The sequence below is a fragment of the Aquirufa sp. Wall-65K1 genome (assembly GCF_054558475.1).
The window spans coordinates 39,515-57,028 of sequence record NZ_JBPXKD010000002.1; the positions used below are offsets into that span (position 1 = coordinate 39,515).

The window sequence follows — 17,514 nt, forward strand, 5'->3', positions numbered from 1 at the left end:
TTATATGAAAAAAGTATTGGCCATCGTGTTGCTTGCCACTTTTGTATGTGCAGCTTGTTCACAAAATACCAATTGTCCAGCTTACGGTACTACCCGTGCTGATGCCCCGAAAGTGAAAAGAGGTTAATCCTCCCAGTTGAAACTTTTAGATACAGCTTTCTTCCATTGTTTTTTCATATGGGATCGTAGGCTGTCATCCATTTGGGAATTCCAGCGATGTTGGATGGCCCAATTTTTCTTCAGATCCTCCAAGTTTTCCCAATATCCAACGGCAAGACCGGCCGCATAGGCTGCACCTAAGGCTGTAGTTTCAATAATTTTAGGGCAAATGACTTCTTGTCCCAGGATATCAGATTGGAATTGCATCAATAATTCATTAACTACCATGCCGCCGTCTACCCGTAAGGAAGTAATCGGAATACCAGCATCTTTTTCCATGGCTTCTAATACTTCCCATGTTTGAAAAGCGGTGGCTTCTAAGGCCGCTCGAGCAATATGGCTTTTATTGACATAGCTGGTTAGGCCAACCAAAACGCCACGGGCATCTTGTTTCCAATATGGAGCATAAAGTCCAGAAAAAGCTGGCACAAAATAGCAGCCTCCATTGTCTTCCACCTCCCTAGCAAGATTTTCAATATCAGGGCTATTTTGTATTAGGCCTAAATTATCTCGTAACCATTGAACCAGTGAGCCAGCAATGGCAACGGAGCCTTCCAGTGCATAATGCACTGGTTCGTTACCCAATTGATAAGCTACCGTAGTTAATAAACCAAATTGTGAAGGAATGGCTTGTTGACCTGTGTTCATCAAAAGAAAACATCCTGTCCCATAGGTGTTTTTTCCTTGACCAGGATTAAAACAAGTTTGGCCAACCAAGGCAGCTTGTTGGTCACCTAAAATGCCAGCTAAAGGTACTCCATCTAAAACTCCTTTGGCGTTTCCATATACTTGGGAACTAGCTTTAATTTCAGGAAGCATAGCTTTGGGAATATGTAAAACTTCCAATATTTCATCATCCCATGCGCAAGTGGATAAGTCCATTAATTGGGTTCTACTAGCATTGGTCACATCGGTAATGTGAATTCCCCCTTCTACTCCACCCGTTAATTGCCAAGATATATAGGAATCCATGGTGCCAAACAGGGCATCTCCTTTTAGCGCATCCTCCCTTAAGCCAGGTACATGATTCAGTAACCAACGTAATTTTAGACCGCTGAAATAGGTGGCTAAGGGCAATCCTGTTTTAGCCCGGAAGCGATCCATTCCACCTTCTTGGGCAAGCTCTGCTAATTCAGATCCGACGCGGGTATCTTGCCAAACCAAGGCGTTATGGTAGGGTTTTCCTGTTTTTTTATTCCAAACGACCGTAGTCTCTCGTTGATTTGTAATTCCAACAGCGGCAATATCTCGGGCAGATAAACCGGCTTTACCCAGTGCTAGCCCAATGACCTCTTGTACATTTTGCCAAATTTCTTCGGCATTATGTTCTACCCAGCCTGCTTGCGGATAAATTTGCTCATGTTCCTTCTGGCCCATGGAGATGATTTCTCCACCTTTGTTGAAAATAATAAATCTAGAACTTGTTGTTCCTTGGTCAATGGATCCGATATACATGGGAAAAATTAGTTTAATGTCAGTAAATATGCGCCAATCAAAGCGCCCGCCGAAGGTCCTAATACAGGAATCCAAGCATATTCCCAATCGCTTTTTCCTTTATTGGGAATGGGTAAAATGAAATGCATGATACGAGGACCTAAATCTCTTGCAGGGTTGACAGCATAACCTGTGGTACCTCCTAAAGCTAAACCAACTGCCCAAACAAGTATGCCGACTAAAAAGGGTCCAAGTCCATGTTCAATCGTAGAAAATGTTCCCAAAGCCACAATGATTAATGCGGAGGCAAAAGCCTCAGAGATAAAGTTGAATGGCCATGTTTTGATGGCTGGATCTGTACAAAAAGTAGCTTTAATGGCTCCAGCCTCCTCTGTTACCTGGTAATGAGGGTGGTAATGAAGCCAGACCAATAGTTGCCCTAACATGGCTCCCAAGATTTGCCCACCTACGTAGGTAGTAAAGAGTGCCCAATCTCCCGTTTTGACACATCCGGCAATCGTAACTATGGGATTTAAATGAGCCCCCGGGCTACCAAAATAAGTTGAAACGAATATGCCAATAGTAACAGCAAATGCCCAAGCAGCCGCTATGGCTAGTAAGCCTGTTTGATGTCCTTTGGTGCCTTTTAATAAAACGTTAGCCACTACACCATTTCCCAAATAAATCAAGGTGGCAGTTCCGGCTAATTCTCCAATAAAAATAGAACTCATTGTTTAAGGTTTAAATACCTTCAAAAATATGAAATTTATCTATAATAAATAGGCTTTTTTCGTGAAGCTAGATTTTATTTCTCGAATTTAATTTTGACCCAAATGCTCATTTATTGCGGGCATAAAATTATCTTTGATTAACAATATAAATTTTCAAGTTTTATGCGTGAAGACTATTTGAAGGGAGATTCTGAGTCATTACCTCAGCAGGAAAAGGAAATTGATAAGGCATTACGGCCTTTGAGTTTCTTTGATTTCACGGGTCAAGGGAAGATCGTTGAGAACTTAAAAATATTTGTTGGCGCTGCCAAAGCAAGAGAGGAGGCGCTGGATCACGTATTATTGCATGGTCCTCCAGGTTTGGGTAAGACCACGCTCTCTCATATCATTGCGAATGAATTAGGCTCAACTTTGAAAATTTCTTCAGGACCTGTTTTAGACAAGCCATCTGATTTAGCGGGCTTGCTTACGAATTTACAGCCCTATGATGTTTTATTTATTGATGAGATTCATCGCCTGAACCCCATTGTGGAGGAGTATTTGTATTCCGCCATGGAGGATTATAAAATTGATATTATGTTGGATTCAGGCCCTAATGCACGCAGTATTCAGATTGGTTTGAATCCTTTTACCTTGATTGGGGCTACCACCCGAGCTGGTTTGCTTACTTCGCCTTTGCGCGCAAGGTTTGGAATAAATGCGAGATTGGAATATTATGATGCTCAATTATTGACCACCATTGTAAAACGCTCGGCAACCATTTTAAATATGCCCATTGATGAAAGCGGGGCATTTGAAATAGCTAGAAGAAGTAGGGGAACTCCGCGTATTGCCAATAATTTACTTAGACGTACGCGTGATTTTGCTCAAATCAAAGGGACAGGGAGCATTGATGTGGAGATTGCAAAATTCGCCTTAGAGGCTTTGGATGTGGATATGAATGGTTTAGATGAAATGGATAATCGCATTTTGCTAACGATCATTGAAAAATTTAAGGGAGGCCCTGTGGGTTTAACGACGATTGCTACGGCTTGTGGAGAAGAGGCTGAGACCATTGAAGAGGTATATGAGCCATTTTTAATTCAGGAAGGATTTTTGAAAAGAACGTCCCGAGGAAGGGAGGCTACCGAGAAAGCCTACCGCCACGTGGGGATTGCACCTAGATCCGAGACAGGATCTCTATTTTAAATTACATGATGTCAACAACAAACTTAATTGCAGTAATGACACTAATTTCAGTGTCTACTTTTGCCCAAATGAAATACCCCAAAACAAAAAAAATCGATCACATCGATAATTACCATGGAACCCAAGTTGCGGATCCATATCGCTGGCTTGAAGACGATAATAGTGAAGAAACAAAAGCTTGGGTGAAGGCTCAAAATGAGGTAAGTTTTGGTTATTTAAACCAAATTCCGTTAAGGGAGGAATTCAAAAATCGTATTGAGGCGCTTAGTAATTATGAAAAAATTTCAGCTCCATTTCGCAAGGGAGATTGGTTTTATTTTTATAAAAATTCAGGTTTACAGAATCAATCCGTTCTTTATCGTCAAAAAGGCCTTCAAGGAAAACCTGAGCAAGTTATTGACCCAAACAGCTTATCCAAAGACGGAACTACTCGTTTGACCGTATTTTCCTTGAATAAATCAGGAAAATATGCTTGCGTAGGTTTAAGCTTGAGTGGTAGTGACTGGCAAACCTTTTATGTACGTGATATGGAGACGGGCAAAAATCTGCCTGATGAATTGAGTTGGGTGAAAGTGAGTGGAGTAGCTTGGAAGGGAGATGGGTTTTATTATTCGCGGTATCCAGAACCTGGTAAAGGAAAGGAATTAAGTACAAAAAACGAGAACCACCAGGTATGGTTTCATAAGGTGGGGACGTCTCAATCTCAGGATCAATTGATATATGAAGATGCGAAAAATCCACAACGCTTCCACACGGTGAGTACCTCGGATGATGAGCGTTTTGCATTTTTAACGATTTCGGATCGAGGCAAAGGTTTGGATGGAAATGCGCTTTGGGTTTTAGATGCTTCAAAAAGGGAGACGAAATTTAAGCCAGTAGTGGCCGAGCCTGGAAAATACGATTTCAGTGTGGTGGATAATGATGGTGATATCTTGATTTTGGAAACCAATGAGGGAGCACCTAATAAGAAACTTGTGCGTGTTGATCCGACTAATCCAGCCAAGGGAAATTGGAGGACCATTGTGGCAGAAAAGCCAGAGCCGTTACAAGATGTGAATACTGTTGGTAAACGCTTGTTTTTGAATTATTCTAAAGATGTTAGCTCTCGTGTGTTGATTTATGATTACCAAGGGGCACCACGCGGTTCAGTTACCTTACCTGGTCTTGGAAATGCGGGAGGATTTGGTGGCGAAAAGGAGGATAAATTTACTTTTTATACCTATTCTTCTTTTAATTTTCCTCCAACGATTTACCGATATGATATCGCGGAAAATAAGTCTACCCTGTTCCGTAAACCAAGTCTATCTTTTGATCCGTCGGATTATTCCGTCGTTCAAAAATTCTATCCATCAAAAGATGGCACTCAAGTTCCGATGTTTATTGTGAGTAAAAAAGGAATTGAATTAACTGGTAAAAATCCAACCATTTTGTATGGTTATGGCGGATTTAATATTAGTTCCAGCCCTGCTTTCTCAGCGAGTTTAATCCCTTGGTTAGAAAAGGGAGGAATTTATGTGGTTGCTAATTTACGTGGTGGTAGTGAGTATGGGGAAACGTGGCACGAAGCAGGAATGAAATTGAAGAAACAAAATGTGTTTGATGATTTTATAGCTGGCGCGGAATTTTTAATTCGTGAGAAATACACTTCTCCTGCTTATTTGGCAGCATCTGGCCGTTCCAATGGGGGTTTATTAGTTGGTGCAGTTATTAACCAAAGACCAGATTTATTTGCAGCTGCTCTTCCGGGAGTAGGTGTTATGGATATGCTGCGCTTCCAGAAGTTCACCATTGGTTGGAACTGGGTAGCTGATTATGGTAGTAGTGATAATCCGGAAGAATTCAAGGCGCTTTATGCCTATTCTCCATTACATAATATCAAAGAGATGAATTATCCAGCAACCATGGTCTTTACTTCAGATCACGATGATCGGGTAGTGCCAGCTCATTCATTTAAGTATGCTGCAACTTTGCAAGAGAAAAATACCTCATCAAAACCGATGATTATTCGAATCGATACCAATAGTGGACATGGTTCATCAAATACGGCAAAATTGATCGAACTTACGGCGGATTCGTATGCCTTTGTGCTATACAATATGGGAAAATAACATGAACGCTGTCAAGGTTTTAAACCTTGACAGCGTTGGTAAAATTCAGACTTTTTAACTGTAATTTTAAACTGTTCCTTGATATTCTACTAATTAAATCAGTTTGTTGATTATCAGGAAAAATTATCAATATTTTAGTGAATTCAAGGAGGAATTAATGGCTAGATTTGCCTAACGCTGTCAAGGTTTAAAACCTTGACAGCGTTGAGAATTTGGATTATTTCTACTAGGCGAATTGAATATTAATCTATTTTTACTCGGATGACAGCTCCGTCATTTCCTTGAGTGACTTGAACGAAATAGACACCAGGATTAGCTTTTTTCAAATCAACTTGACCTAAATACCGGCCTTGGAAATCTTTTACAGTTTCTGATCCAACTTCTTTGCCATTTACGTCTCTTACATTAATGTTGACAGTACCTTTTTCTGGAGCTTGAAAGCGAATATTTATTTTCCCGTTAAATGGATGATTCGGGTTAGCGAATAGCCCCTTAATGGTACTAGATTCCTTTCCCCAAGCGATATTACCTCCACCCATTGGAAAACCCTCTTCTTGAAGCCTTCTTAAGCCTCGTAACTCAGGACCATTTTCATCAAAATCAAATTTGAAATTCTTTTCACCAGGTAATTTTTCAACATGTATTTCCATGTTGTCTGGCCCATGTCTAAAAATACGTACCTGCTTATCTTCTAGCTCATCCTTGAATTTCCTCATGCGTTTTTCAACTCGTGCCATAGCCCTTCTATCCAATGGTGTAATAGGTCCCATTCCATCCAAGTGCATTCTGTTTCCCCCTCCTTTTCGAATATTCATGGTGATGATTTTTGTTTTGCCATCTGATTTCCCCATTTCTTTGTTTAATGAGTCGTTCAAGTGCTTCATGCCAGCTTCAGCCAAGTCTGGATTAGAGAATGTCCTCTCTATGACTTTCTGTTTTCCATTTTCTTCTACAACAACCTTAATTGTAGACTCCGATTTTGGCGCGTCTTGTGCCAAGGCAAAGGTTCCCATCGTTCCTAAAAGGGCCGATAAAATGAATGTTTTCATACCAGTTTAATTTTTGTGATGGCACAAACTTAGATAAAGCATTCAAAACTTGACTGTTAAAGAATGTTAAGTGGCTGTTCAATAGGAAATTGGTACAATAAATCGTTTAATTTTGTTATTCAATGGTTTGAAAAGATATGTCCCAAAAGAAAATACGACTCATTATTGGCTTAATGACTTTGGCATTGATTGGCTTAATTTCCTTTCAGTCTTATTGGCTTGGTTTTATGTTGGAAACCAAAACAGAACAATTAGCGGCCGACATTCGTGATGGAATGGAAAAAGTGGTTCGTAAGTTGGAAAAACAAGAACTCTACGTTTTATCACAAAAACAAAGAGAATATGAAAATCAGCAAAAGGAGATAGCTGCACTTGAGAAGAAGCTAGCTTCTAAAGCCATTCCTCTACCACCACGTCCTCCGCAAGCTAAAGATCCTATGTTGGCGCAACATGATGCCATGGAATTGATTACAGAGGAAATCTCGCATGAATTTAAATTTAATCCAGGAGAACTTCAGGCTTTCAAAAAGTTCCAACAAAATGAAATGCCTAATGATATCCTGTATGTTAGAAAATCCTTTATGCTACCTAATGGGCAAATTGCTGAGGTGACAGAAGAATACCAAATTAATGCCGATTTAAAAGGGATCAATCGTCGCTTGCGAGAAGAGAAGCAACTCAATGACATGATGGGAGCAGTGAAACCTCGGGTTTTACAAGAGCTCAACAGAATTAAAGAATTAAATCGTTCGAAAGCTCGAGAAGCTAAACGTATAGCTGATTTGAATCGAATGCGACCTAAGTTTTTGGCACAATTACATAAAGAAGATCAACAAAAAACGCAGAAGATAAATGCACTTACCATTGACGCTGAAAAATTGAAAGAAGAGAAAGCGGAACTTCAAAAAGTGTTAAAAAAGACGGAGATGGCCAAGGAAGTATTTGCTGATTTCCTTTTCAAAGAAAGGCCTATAACCCAGCGTGTCTCGACCAAACATATCGACAGCTTAATTAAGCAAGAATTAGCAGAAAAGGGGATTTCTATGCCCTATGTGTTTGGGATTGGGCCTAAAGATTCCAGTAAATCGAAACAATGGGTCTATACCTCTGCTGGTTTAATGAAAACCCCAAGGGCTCAAACTGCCTCATTTATAACTCCTTTATTCCCCAATGACCTTAGACCGAGTGGTCAATATTTGCAAATTTATTTCCCTAATCAGGAGGCTTTAGTTTGGAAAGCGATGGGCTTTAGTTTTTTAGGCTCAGCTTTACTTTTACTCATCATGTTGGGCTGTTTTTACATAGCTGTTACTACCATTTTGAAACAAAAGAAATTAGCCGAAGTGAAAAATGATTTCATCAATAACATGACGCATGAATTCAAAACGCCCATTTCTACGATTTCCTTAGCGGCTCAATTAATTCAAGAGGAATCTACGGGTTTAAAAAGTGAATCTATTAGTCGTTATGTAGGTATTATCAAGGAAGAAAATATTCGTTTAGGTAGACAAGTAGAAAGAGTCTTACAAACGGCCCAAATGGAAAAAGAGACGATTGTTTTGAAGAAAAAGGAAATCAATTTACATACCTTAATTCAACAAGTGGCCGAGATAAATGGTCCATTGATTCAGTCTCAAGGAGGAAATTTGAATTTATTATTAGACGCCTCTCAGGCTCAGATAGAAGTAGATGAGGTTCATATTTCAAATGTGCTCTTTAATCTTTTAGACAATGCGATTAAATACAGCAAAGAGAAACCAGAGATCACGATAAGTACCAACTCTAGTCCAAGTTTCCTAAGCATCCGTATTTCTGACCAAGGTATTGGTATGGCTAAAGAGGTATTAGGTTCTGTATTTGAACCATTTTATCGGGTTCCTACAGGAAATATTCACAATGTTAAAGGCTTTGGCCTAGGATTGAGTTATGTGAAAAAAATTGTGGAAGCTCACGGCGGTACCGTTCAGGTTTCTAGTTTACCTCAAATTGGAAGTACTTTTGAAATAAGCTTACCATTTCATCCAACAACTTAATTTCATTTAATATGGAAAATAGTCGACCATCCATTTTATTAGCTGAAGATGATCCTAATCTAGGATTGTTATTGTCAGAATTCTTAAAAAAGAAGGGTTATGAAGTTCAATGGGCTCAAAATGGAGATGAAGCATTGGATAAGTTTGTCAAAGAGGCATTTGATATTTGTTTACTAGATGTCATGATGCCTAAAAAAGATGGGTTTTCTTTAGCTAAGGATATTAGGGCTACTCACTTGGATGTCCCTATAATTTTTCTTACTGCCAAATCCATGGAAGAAGATACCCTTCAAGGTTTTAAAGTGGGGGCAGATGATTATTTGACTAAACCATTTTCCATGGATGTATTGGTTGCTCGAATTGAAGCGGTTTTAAGAAGAACGCACTCTGGGAAGTCGGTGCCAAGTTTAGCCGAGGAGGTCAATCTTGGCGATTTTGTTTATTTTCCTCAAAAAATGAAAATAGTTTTGGGTCAAACTGAACAAAAGTTCACTCCCAAAGAAAATGACCTGATGAAATTGCTGTGTGAAAATTTGGGAAGGCCAGTCAGTAGAAGTTATGCCTTGAAATTGATTTGGGGAGATGATACTTATTTTAACGCTCGAAGCATGGATGTTTACATGACCAAACTTCGTAAAATGTTGAAAGAAGACCCTCGCGTACAGCTGATTAATCTGCACGGCGAAGGTTTTCGATTAAGTGTGGAAGGTCTTAGTTAATGTATTCAAAACCACAATAAGGAACTAAAACGGCAGGAATCTTTATGCCATTGGGACCTTGGTTATTTTCCAAAATAGCTGCTACTATGCGAGGGAGTGCCAAAGCAGAGCCATTTAAAGTATGGCATAAGATAGACTTACCATCTACTTTGGTACGTAATTTTAAGCGGTTTGCTTGAAAAGTTTCAAAATTAGAGACAGAACTAACCTCTAACCAACGTCCTTGAGCCGCAGACCATACTTCCATATCATAAGTCAAAGCCGAAGCAAAACCCATATCGCCACCACAAAGACATAATACTCGATATGGTAATTCCATTTTTTGTAATAAGCCTTGAACATGCTGAGACATTTCCTCCAAGGCCTGATAAGAAGTCTCCGGTTTATGAATTTGTACAATCTCAATTTTATCAAATTGATGTAAACGATTTAAACCACGCACATGGGCACCCCATGATCCAGCCTCACGGCGGAAACAAGGTGTATGACCGACATTTTTGATGGGTAGTTCTTTCTCATTCACAATCACATCGCGATACAAATTGGTAATAGGAACTTCTGCAGTTGGGATTAAATAAAGGCCCTCTTCTTTGGTCACATACATTTGACCCTCTTTATCGGGTAATTGACCTGTACCAAAACCGGAATCCTCATTTATCAAAATAGGAGGTTGAATTTCGTAATAGCCGGCTTTGATTGCCTCATCTAAAAAGAAATTAATCAAAGCTCGTTGTAAGCGCGCCCCTTTACCTTTATATACAGGAAAACCTGCTCCTGTGATTTTGTTTCCTAATTCAAAATCAATGATGTCATATTGCTTAATCAAATCCCAATGCGGCTGAGCTGCTTCCCCTAAAGAAGGGATGTTGCCCCAGCTGAAAACCACTTCATTATCCTCTGCTGTTTTTCCTTGCGGCACAGAATGATGGGGAAGGTTTGGTAAGGTGACAAGTAATTCATATACTTCTTGCTCGGCACTTTTGGCAGCCTCACCTAATTCTTTGATACTAGCCTTTAGCGCAGCCGTCTCTGCTTTTTTGGATTCAGCCAAATCAGCTTGTCCATTTTTCATTAAAGCGCCAATTTCCTTGGCGGCGGCATTGGATTTTTCTAAAGCTTGCTCTGCCTGTTGTAATAATGTTTTACGTTTGTCATCTAAGGAAATCAATTGCTCAACAACCTTTTCAGCTTCAAAAAAACGTTTTTTCTGTAAACCTTGAATGGTTACTTCAGTATTAGCACGGATAAAAGCTAGCGTTAGCATAGGATTGATTTTAGAAGAATAAACCTTCGTTTAAGGCATTTAAAGACTCATTTTTATGTTTGGCATCTACCAAAAGGGAGATATTGTGCTCAGAAGCTCCATAAGAAATCATCCTAATTGGAATGTTTTTCATGGCATTTAATACTTTGATTGCAATACCTTCTTTGTCTGCCCAGAAATTTCCTACAATACAAATAATCACTTGGTCTTTATCGGGATCTTCCAATTCGGCAAATTCCCTCAACTCACTCATGATGGAATCTAAATGGGTAGTTTGGTCTATGGTTACCGATACAGAAACCTCCGAAGTGGTAATCATATCCACAGGAGTTTTATATTTTTCAAACACTTCAAATACGCGTTTCAAGAAACCATAGGCATTCAACATCCGGGTTGAGTGAATGTAAATAGCGGTAATATTATCCTTGGCAGCAATGGCCTTAATTTCAACATCCGTAGATTTTTCAGAAATCAATGTACCATAGGCGCTTGGCTCCATCGTATTTTTTAAACGAACCGGTACTCCTTTTAATTTGGCAGGTGTAATGGTGCTTGGATGTAGAATTTTGGCCCCGAAATAGGCTAATTCTGCTGCTTCGGCAAAGGATAATTCTCTGATTGGGAAGGTGTTCTTCACGATACGCGGATCATTGTTATGCATTCCATCAATATCCGTCCAAATTTGAACCTCCTCCGCAGCAATGGCTCCTCCAATCAATGAAGCTGTATAATCCGACCCACCACGTTTCAAGTTATCCACTTCTCCTTGGGGATTACGGCAGATAAAACCTTGCGTAATATAAATTTGCTTATTAGGTTCTTTGGCCAAAATAGCTCCTAAATTCTCTTCAATTTTCTTTAAGATTGGCTCATTATCGGCATCAATCACCATAAAATCCAAAGCAGGAAGTAATAGGGAGTTCACCCCCTCTTCTTGTAAGTATGCCTCAAATATTTGTGTGGACAATAATTCACCTAAGGCGACCATTTCCTTTTCCTGCTTGGTGCCATAGGGTTTGGTTGCAATTAATTGATCAATAAAAGCAAACTCTTTTTCGACAATGACTTTCCCTTTGGCTAAGCCTTGCTCTGTTTGATATAATTCTGATAAAAAAACATCATAATGATCACGCAATGCTTTTGCCTTGCTTTGAGCTTCCGTAATTTGACCAGCTAATAAAGATTCTGATATAGATAATAAGGAATTAGTACTTCCTGAAAGTGCAGATAATACCACGATTTTGGCTTTTCCATCTTCCGTGATAAGTTGACGGATCGACTTCATTCTTTCTGGTTTTCCAACGGAGGTACCTCCAAATTTCCAAACTTGCATATGGTGTTGTATTATGGGTTTATATAGCTAGCATTTTAATGGCAGTTATGGCCGCTTCATCGCCTTTGTTTCCATGTTTTCCTCCTGCTCGATCCATCGCTTGTTCCTGGCTATTGGGTGTTAAAACCCCAAAAATCACAGGTTTATCATATTTTAAACTTACATCCGTAATTCCTTTGGCTACGGCATCGCAGATAAAATCAAAATGACGAGTCTCACCTTGAATGACACAACCTAAACAAATGACAGCATCAATTTCTGGTTTTTGAGCCAATTTTTGAGCCCCTAAACTTAATTCGAAACTGCCAGGTACTTGAACTCGATGGATGAATTCCTCTTGAGCCCCATGGGCTAATAAGGTGTCTACGCAGCCCTGGTACAATGCTTCCGTTACTTCCGTATTCCATTCCGACACGACCACGGCGAATTGCTTTTGTTGAATGTCAGGTAGACTTTCTGTAGAAAAATCACTTAAATTTTTATGTTGGGAAGACATCTTGAATGGGTTAAAACAATAAGGGATAAAAGCTGCTGCTCTTATCCCTTCCTGATATAAAAATTTATCTAATTATTCAGAGATAGAGCTTTCTAATTGAGCTTTATATTTCTTAGCAGGTACAGCTTCTGCCGACTCAGGGAATTTTTCCGTGATATCTGTATAAGCAGCTAAAGCCTCTTTTCCTTGTTTATTAGCTTCATAGGCCGTAGCTAATTTTAACAGATAAGTAGGAGTAAAGAATTTATTAGGCTTATAATCAGCTGCTTTTTTATAATAATCAATGGCTTCTGCATACGATTTCTTTTCTACATAAGCATCCCCGATTAAGGAATAGGCTCTGGCTTGTACCAATAAATCTCCACTGCTAAAGTTTTTCAACTTTTCAATGGATTGGTCAAATTTACCTTGTTTCAATAAGGCAATTCCTTGGTATAAATCCGCTAAATTTTGAGTATTTCCTCCAAATTCGTCAGAAATCTTGGCTAAATCTTTCGTGACTTTGGATAAAGAATCAGCTTCAAAGGCATAAACCGCTTTGAATAATTTCTTCTCACCTTCCTCATCTTGTGTCTGGGTGTACCACTTGTAACCTAAAGTTCCTACCACTAGGGCCACGATAATGGCACCTAATCCTAATACTGAGGTTTTATTTTTTTCAAAAAATCCAGTGACCTTGCTCAACTCTTGTTGTAATGCCTCTGGGCTTTCAATAATTTCAATCGTTTCTTTAGTTTCTTTCTTTGCCATATTACGTCCTTATTTCAGGAGTCTAATTGTATTGCCCTTTCATTCAAATGGGTATAGGCCCATGAAAGGTTTGCAAAATTATAAAATCTCTTTCATTTATATCAATATTAATGGAATCTTTTCGGTTTTATTTTCCTGAATCTTTAGTAAATTCGTCGGATTGCGGATTTTTCAAGCATAAATTTAGTACATGGCATTTTCCAGAATAGATCAATTTCAAAAAATTAAAGCCAATGAGTCTGAATATGATATTTGTATCATAGGGGGTGGAGCAACGGGTGCAGGGGTGGCCTTGGATGCCGTATTGCGGGGCTATAAAGTATTATTGATTGAAAAGGGTGATTTTGCTGGTCAAACTTCTTCCAAATCAACCAAATTGGTTCATGGGGGAGTCCGCTATTTAGAACAAGCTGTCCGCAATTTAGATTGGCAACAATTTAAAATGGTTTATAAGGCATTACATGAAAGAAAAGTGATGCTACAAAACGCCCCTCATTTGGCACATCCTCTTGCCTTATTGACTCCATGCTATTCTTGGTGGGATCGCATTTACTATGGAATTGGCATGTGGTTATATGATCGTATTTCTGGTGTGACCAATTTGAAAAATAGCCAGGGTCTTGGTAAGCAACAAATGGAGCAACTGGTGCCTAATCTTCAGGTGAAAGGGATGTCTGGAGGTATACTTTATTATGATGGCCAGCTCAATGACGCTCGTTATGCTTTGGCCATAGTTCAATCGGCTGAAAAAGAGGGTGCAGCTATATTAAATTATTGTGAACTAAGCCATTTTGGTTTAAGTCCTAAAAGTCTAAAAATTAAAAAGGTACATTTTAAAGATTTAATTTCGGGAGAGGAGCATGAGGTTTCTTGTAAAGTGGTAGTGAATGCCACGGGACCTTTTACCGATCATATTCGTCATTTGGCTAACCTTAAACTGAAACCAAGAATGAAGGTTTCTCGGGGAGCCCACATAGTTTTACCTAAAGCTTTTTGGTCGGGAGATACTGCATTATTGATTCCTAAAACAGATGATGGTCGGGTGGTATTCATTATTCCATGGAGGGATTATGTACTAGTTGGTACAACGGACGAACCCGATGACTTGCAAGAAGATCCTGCTATTCAGGCGCAAGAAGAGGAATATTTGCTCGATTATTTTAATCGTTTTGCCCTTAATAAGGCGACTAAGCAAGACATAAGTTCGGGCTTTGTTGGACAAAGACCTTTATTGCAAGTTGGTTTATCCGATGCCATGCAATCGGACACCAAATCATTGGTGCGAGATCATGAAGTAGAAGTGGATCAAAGAAGTAAATTGGTAAGTATTATGGGTGGTAAATGGACTACCTACCGAGTGATGGCCCAAGATACCATGGACGTTGTAGAGGAAGAAGTACTTCACCGCTCCAAGAAAGTCTGTAAGACCAAAGATTACGTATTATTCGGAGGTGAAAAAATGGATGAAGGGACTTGGCAACAACGAATCAATTCTTTGAAAATCAATGAAATGACTGCTACTCACCTTCGAGAGGTTTATGGATTTCATGCCATCAAGGTGCTGGAGTATTGTGAAAAAGAAAAAGAAGGATTGGAATTAATTCATAAAGATTTGCCCTATTTGCAAGGTGAGCTGAATTATTTGAAGAACTACGAAATGGCGGAATGTTGGGAGGATATTTTATATCGCCGTTGGGGGATTAGTTTGAGAGATCAAGCCAAGGGGCAATTGATAAAGGACATAAAAAAAGAGGCTTTCGCCTCCTTTCATTAATATTCGTCCTCATTGAAGAAGAAGTCATCTTTGGTAGGGTAGTCCGGCCAAATCTCTTCGATGCTCTCAAAAGGTTGTCCATCGTCTTCTAATTCTTGCAAGTTCTCTACTACTTCTAGGGGAGATCCTGTACGAATTGCGTAGTCAATTAATTCATCTTTTGAAGCAGGCCATGGTGCATCTTCTAAATAGGAGGCAAGTTCTAGTGTCCAGTACATATGTTTAATTTTAATTCTTAAAGATTCAAATTTTCCCTTATTCTCTTTTAGATTCTTAAGAATCAAAGATTTATCGGACTGCAAAAGTAAAATAAAAAAATATTTATGAAAGATTTATTTTTTAAATTTTGAATAAATAAAAATAAACTGGTTTTAATGCTTATAGAGCCCTATTTTTTATGTCAAAATCCCGTGCACTCTCAGTTGAAGTTTGTAGTTACTCCTTATTTTCTTGTTTGGCAGCCGATCGAGCAGGTGCCGATAGAGTTGAATTATGTGCCTCTCCTTGGGAAGGAGGAACGAGCCCATCTGCGGGTCTTGTTTCAGAGGCCTTATCGCAAACTGCTTTGGGAATTCATGTGATGGTGCGAGCTCGAGGAGGGGATTTCTGCTATGATTCCTATGAAAAAAAAACCATGTTAGCGGAGATTGAACAATACCTGACTTTAGGGGTACATGGCATGGTTATTGGTGCATTAACTCCTAAAGGGGATCTTGATATTGACTTTTTAAAAGAAATAAAATACATCGTAGGAGAATCTGCAGAACTAACTTGTCACCGAGCCATAGATGTATCCAGAGAGCCATTGGAAGTTATGGAGGCTTTAATTGCTTTGGGTTTTGACCGTATTTTGACCTCAGGCCAAAAAAACAAAGCCATGGAAGGAATTGAGGCCATCGTTACCATGGTGGAAGCGGCTCAAGGACGCATTCAAATTATGGCAGGAAGCGGAGTGAATCCACAAAATTGCCTACAATTGGTAGATGCTGGGGTAGATGCCATCCACCTAAGTGCCCGTACAACCCGAGAATCCGATATGATTTATCGAAGACCGGGTATTTCCATGGGTGGTGTGGCCGAAATTTCAGAATTTGAGGTAGCCTACTCCAGCGAAGAAATCATTCGAGAAGCCGTTCAAAAAATCAGAAATTGTTAATCCTCATATAAAGGAGAGTTTCAATCCACTCATCTTGTGGAATACGGCTTAAATCATACAGTGGAATTTGATTTCTCTGGTAGGTAGGGATGGCGAAATCACTTTCATCTGGTCCACCCTTTTTATAATGGTCAACCATCTTTTGGAATCGGACTTCTTCGCTTTCGGTGGGAGCCGAACTAGTAGTTCCAAACTCATCAAATTCTACAGTTGCCCCGGAGGTCAAAGAAGCAGGTTTATTGGCAGTTCCATAATGTCTGGTATCACTGAACAAGAAATCATCCAAGGCATTTTGCTCATGTTCAAATCCTGCTGCAATTACCGTTAAATATAGATCTTCACCTAAATCATCATCGGTTGAAAAACCAAATTTCACCATGTCGGCTTGATCATTGATGCGAGCATTGAGGTATTCAATGATGATATTTTGTTCACTCATGACTAAAGCATGCTCAGAACTTGTTGATACCGTAACCAAAATACGTTTAGCCCCTTTAATTTCTTGTGAATTTAATAAGGGAGATTCCAAAGCTTCAGCGATGGCCTGGAATGCACGATCTTCACCTTTTCCTAAAGCGGAGCTCATCATAGCTTGTCCCGCATTTTTCAATACTTTTTTCACATCCATGAAGTCCGTATTAATATCGCCGGGTTTTGCAATGACATCAACCACACTCTTAACGGCTTTGGCTAATACGTCATCTGCTTTTGCAAAGGCATCCTTCACAGCTAGTTTCTCATATATTTGAGCCAGCTTGTCGTTCATAACTACCAGAACGGTATCGCAATAGGTTTTTAATTCTTGAATTCCTGTTAGTGCATATTGAATTTTCTCTCGGCCTTCCCAAGCATAAGGTGCAGTTACGACAGCAACCGTCAATAAACCTCGCTTTCTTGCAATTTCAGCTACTACTGGGGCTGCACCAGTTCCTGTACCTCCTCCCATACCTGCAGTAATGAAAAGCATTTCTGTACCATTGGTTAATACCGCATTGATCTTCTCAATACTATCTAGGGCAGCTAATTTTCCAACCTCAGGATCAGTTCCTGCTCCTAAGCCTTGTTCACCCAATTTGATTTTGGTCTTAACTGGGTTGGAAGCTAATGCTTGAGAATCTGTATTGCAAATAATCAAATCCGCTCCTTTGATCTTCATGTTGTCCATGTGGCGAACCGCATTGGAGCCACCGCCACCAATACCAATAACTTTGATGATGGATTTGAAAGATGATTCAGGAACAATTTCCATTTTATGGTCGAAAAAGGAAGGGTTCTGGTTATTCATAAGGTTACTTTGCTTTTAGGGAATAATCTAATAAT

The 17,514-nt window shown here is 39.5% G+C and carries 16 protein-coding genes; 7 read left to right on the forward strand and 9 right to left on the reverse strand.

The genetic code is table 11. The features are described from left to right. The first annotated feature begins 4 nt into the window (after positions 1-4). Positions 5-127 (forward strand): hypothetical protein, encoded by a 123-nt coding sequence (locus ACST15_RS03510; protein WP_262495125.1) that lies wholly within the window; start codon positions 5-7, stop codon positions 125-127. Here the strand turns inward: ACST15_RS03510 and glpK are convergent. Further along, positions 124-1,614, reverse strand: a complete 1,491-nt coding sequence (glpK, locus tag ACST15_RS03515) for a glycerol kinase GlpK (RefSeq protein WP_459453265.1) — start codon at positions 1,612-1,614, stop codon at positions 124-126. The two genes, ACST15_RS03510 and glpK, sit on opposite strands and share 4 nt — an antisense overlap. 8 nt (positions 1,615-1,622) lie before the next feature. Beyond that, the gene (locus ACST15_RS03520; protein ID WP_459453266.1) at positions 1,623-2,324 is read right to left on the reverse strand and encodes an MIP/aquaporin family protein; all 702 of its coding nucleotides are present in this window, start codon (positions 2,322-2,324) and stop codon (positions 1,623-1,625) included. Between the two features lie 162 nt (positions 2,325-2,486). Between ACST15_RS03520 and ruvB the strand changes: the two genes are divergently transcribed. Both ruvB and ACST15_RS03530 read left to right on the forward strand, forming a co-directional pair. Then, complete coding sequence (gene ruvB, locus ACST15_RS03525) at positions 2,487-3,512, forward strand: Holliday junction branch migration DNA helicase RuvB (protein ID WP_459453267.1); 1,026 nt, start codon at positions 2,487-2,489, stop codon at positions 3,510-3,512. 8 nt (positions 3,513-3,520) lie between these two features. Then, positions 3,521-5,620, forward strand: a complete 2,100-nt coding sequence (locus ACST15_RS03530; RefSeq protein ID WP_459453643.1) for a prolyl oligopeptidase family serine peptidase — start codon at positions 3,521-3,523, stop codon at positions 5,618-5,620. A 242-nt stretch (positions 5,621-5,862) separates the two neighbouring features. Here ACST15_RS03530 and ACST15_RS03535 read toward each other — a convergent pair whose 3' ends face one another. Next, positions 5,863-6,669, reverse strand: a complete 807-nt coding sequence (locus ACST15_RS03535; RefSeq protein ID WP_459453268.1) for a T9SS type A sorting domain-containing protein — start codon at positions 6,667-6,669, stop codon at positions 5,863-5,865. A 137-nt stretch (positions 6,670-6,806) separates the two neighbouring features. Here ACST15_RS03535 and ACST15_RS03540 point away from each other — a divergent pair, with 137 nt between their 5' ends. Then, complete coding sequence (locus ACST15_RS03540; protein WP_459453269.1) at positions 6,807-8,702, forward strand: sensor histidine kinase; 1,896 nt, start codon at positions 6,807-6,809, stop codon at positions 8,700-8,702. 11 nt (positions 8,703-8,713) lie between these two features. Then, positions 8,714-9,421: a response regulator transcription factor gene (locus ACST15_RS03545; protein WP_459453270.1), complete on the forward strand. Its 708-nt coding sequence runs from the start codon at positions 8,714-8,716 to the stop codon at positions 9,419-9,421. On the opposite strand, the gene serS is transcribed toward ACST15_RS03545, so the two are convergent. The 4 genes from serS to ACST15_RS03565 form a co-directional block, all read right to left on the reverse strand. Next, entirely contained in the window at positions 9,414-10,685 is a 1,272-nt protein-coding gene (gene serS, locus ACST15_RS03550; protein WP_459453271.1) for a serine--tRNA ligase, read from the reverse strand. The two genes, ACST15_RS03545 and serS, sit on opposite strands and share 8 nt — an antisense overlap. 10 nt (positions 10,686-10,695) lie before the next feature. Next, positions 10,696-12,018 (reverse strand): aspartate kinase, encoded by a 1,323-nt coding sequence (locus tag ACST15_RS03555; protein WP_459453272.1) that lies wholly within the window; start codon positions 12,016-12,018, stop codon positions 10,696-10,698. A gap of 19 nt (positions 12,019-12,037) precedes the next feature. Further along, positions 12,038-12,514, reverse strand: coding sequence for a 6,7-dimethyl-8-ribityllumazine synthase (gene ribH / locus ACST15_RS03560; RefSeq protein ID WP_459453273.1), 477 nt, complete (start codon positions 12,512-12,514; stop codon positions 12,038-12,040). Between the two features lie 72 nt (positions 12,515-12,586). After that, positions 12,587-13,264 (reverse strand): tetratricopeptide repeat protein, encoded by a 678-nt coding sequence (locus tag ACST15_RS03565; RefSeq protein ID WP_459453274.1) that lies wholly within the window; start codon positions 13,262-13,264, stop codon positions 12,587-12,589. Positions 13,265-13,454: 190 nt separating this feature from the next. Here ACST15_RS03565 and ACST15_RS03570 point away from each other — a divergent pair, with 190 nt between their 5' ends. After that, positions 13,455-15,038: a glycerol-3-phosphate dehydrogenase/oxidase gene (locus ACST15_RS03570; protein WP_459453275.1), complete on the forward strand. Its 1,584-nt coding sequence runs from the start codon at positions 13,455-13,457 to the stop codon at positions 15,036-15,038. Here ACST15_RS03570 and ACST15_RS03575 read toward each other — a convergent pair. After that, on the reverse strand, positions 15,035-15,256 hold the full coding sequence (locus ACST15_RS03575) for a DUF2795 domain-containing protein (protein ID WP_109324052.1): 222 nt from the start codon (positions 15,254-15,256) through the stop codon (positions 15,035-15,037). The genes ACST15_RS03570 and ACST15_RS03575 overlap by 4 nt on opposite strands. A gap of 179 nt (positions 15,257-15,435) precedes the next feature. Here ACST15_RS03575 and ACST15_RS03580 point away from each other — a divergent pair, with 179 nt between their 5' ends. Continuing rightward, positions 15,436-16,194, forward strand: coding sequence for a copper homeostasis protein CutC (locus tag ACST15_RS03580; protein ID WP_459453276.1), 759 nt, complete (start codon positions 15,436-15,438; stop codon positions 16,192-16,194). Here ACST15_RS03580 and ftsZ read toward each other — a convergent pair. Then, positions 16,181-17,479 (reverse strand): cell division protein FtsZ, encoded by a 1,299-nt coding sequence (gene ftsZ / locus ACST15_RS03585; protein WP_459453277.1) that lies wholly within the window; start codon positions 17,477-17,479, stop codon positions 16,181-16,183. The genes ACST15_RS03580 and ftsZ overlap by 14 nt on opposite strands. Between the last annotated feature and the right edge of the window lie 35 nt (positions 17,480-17,514).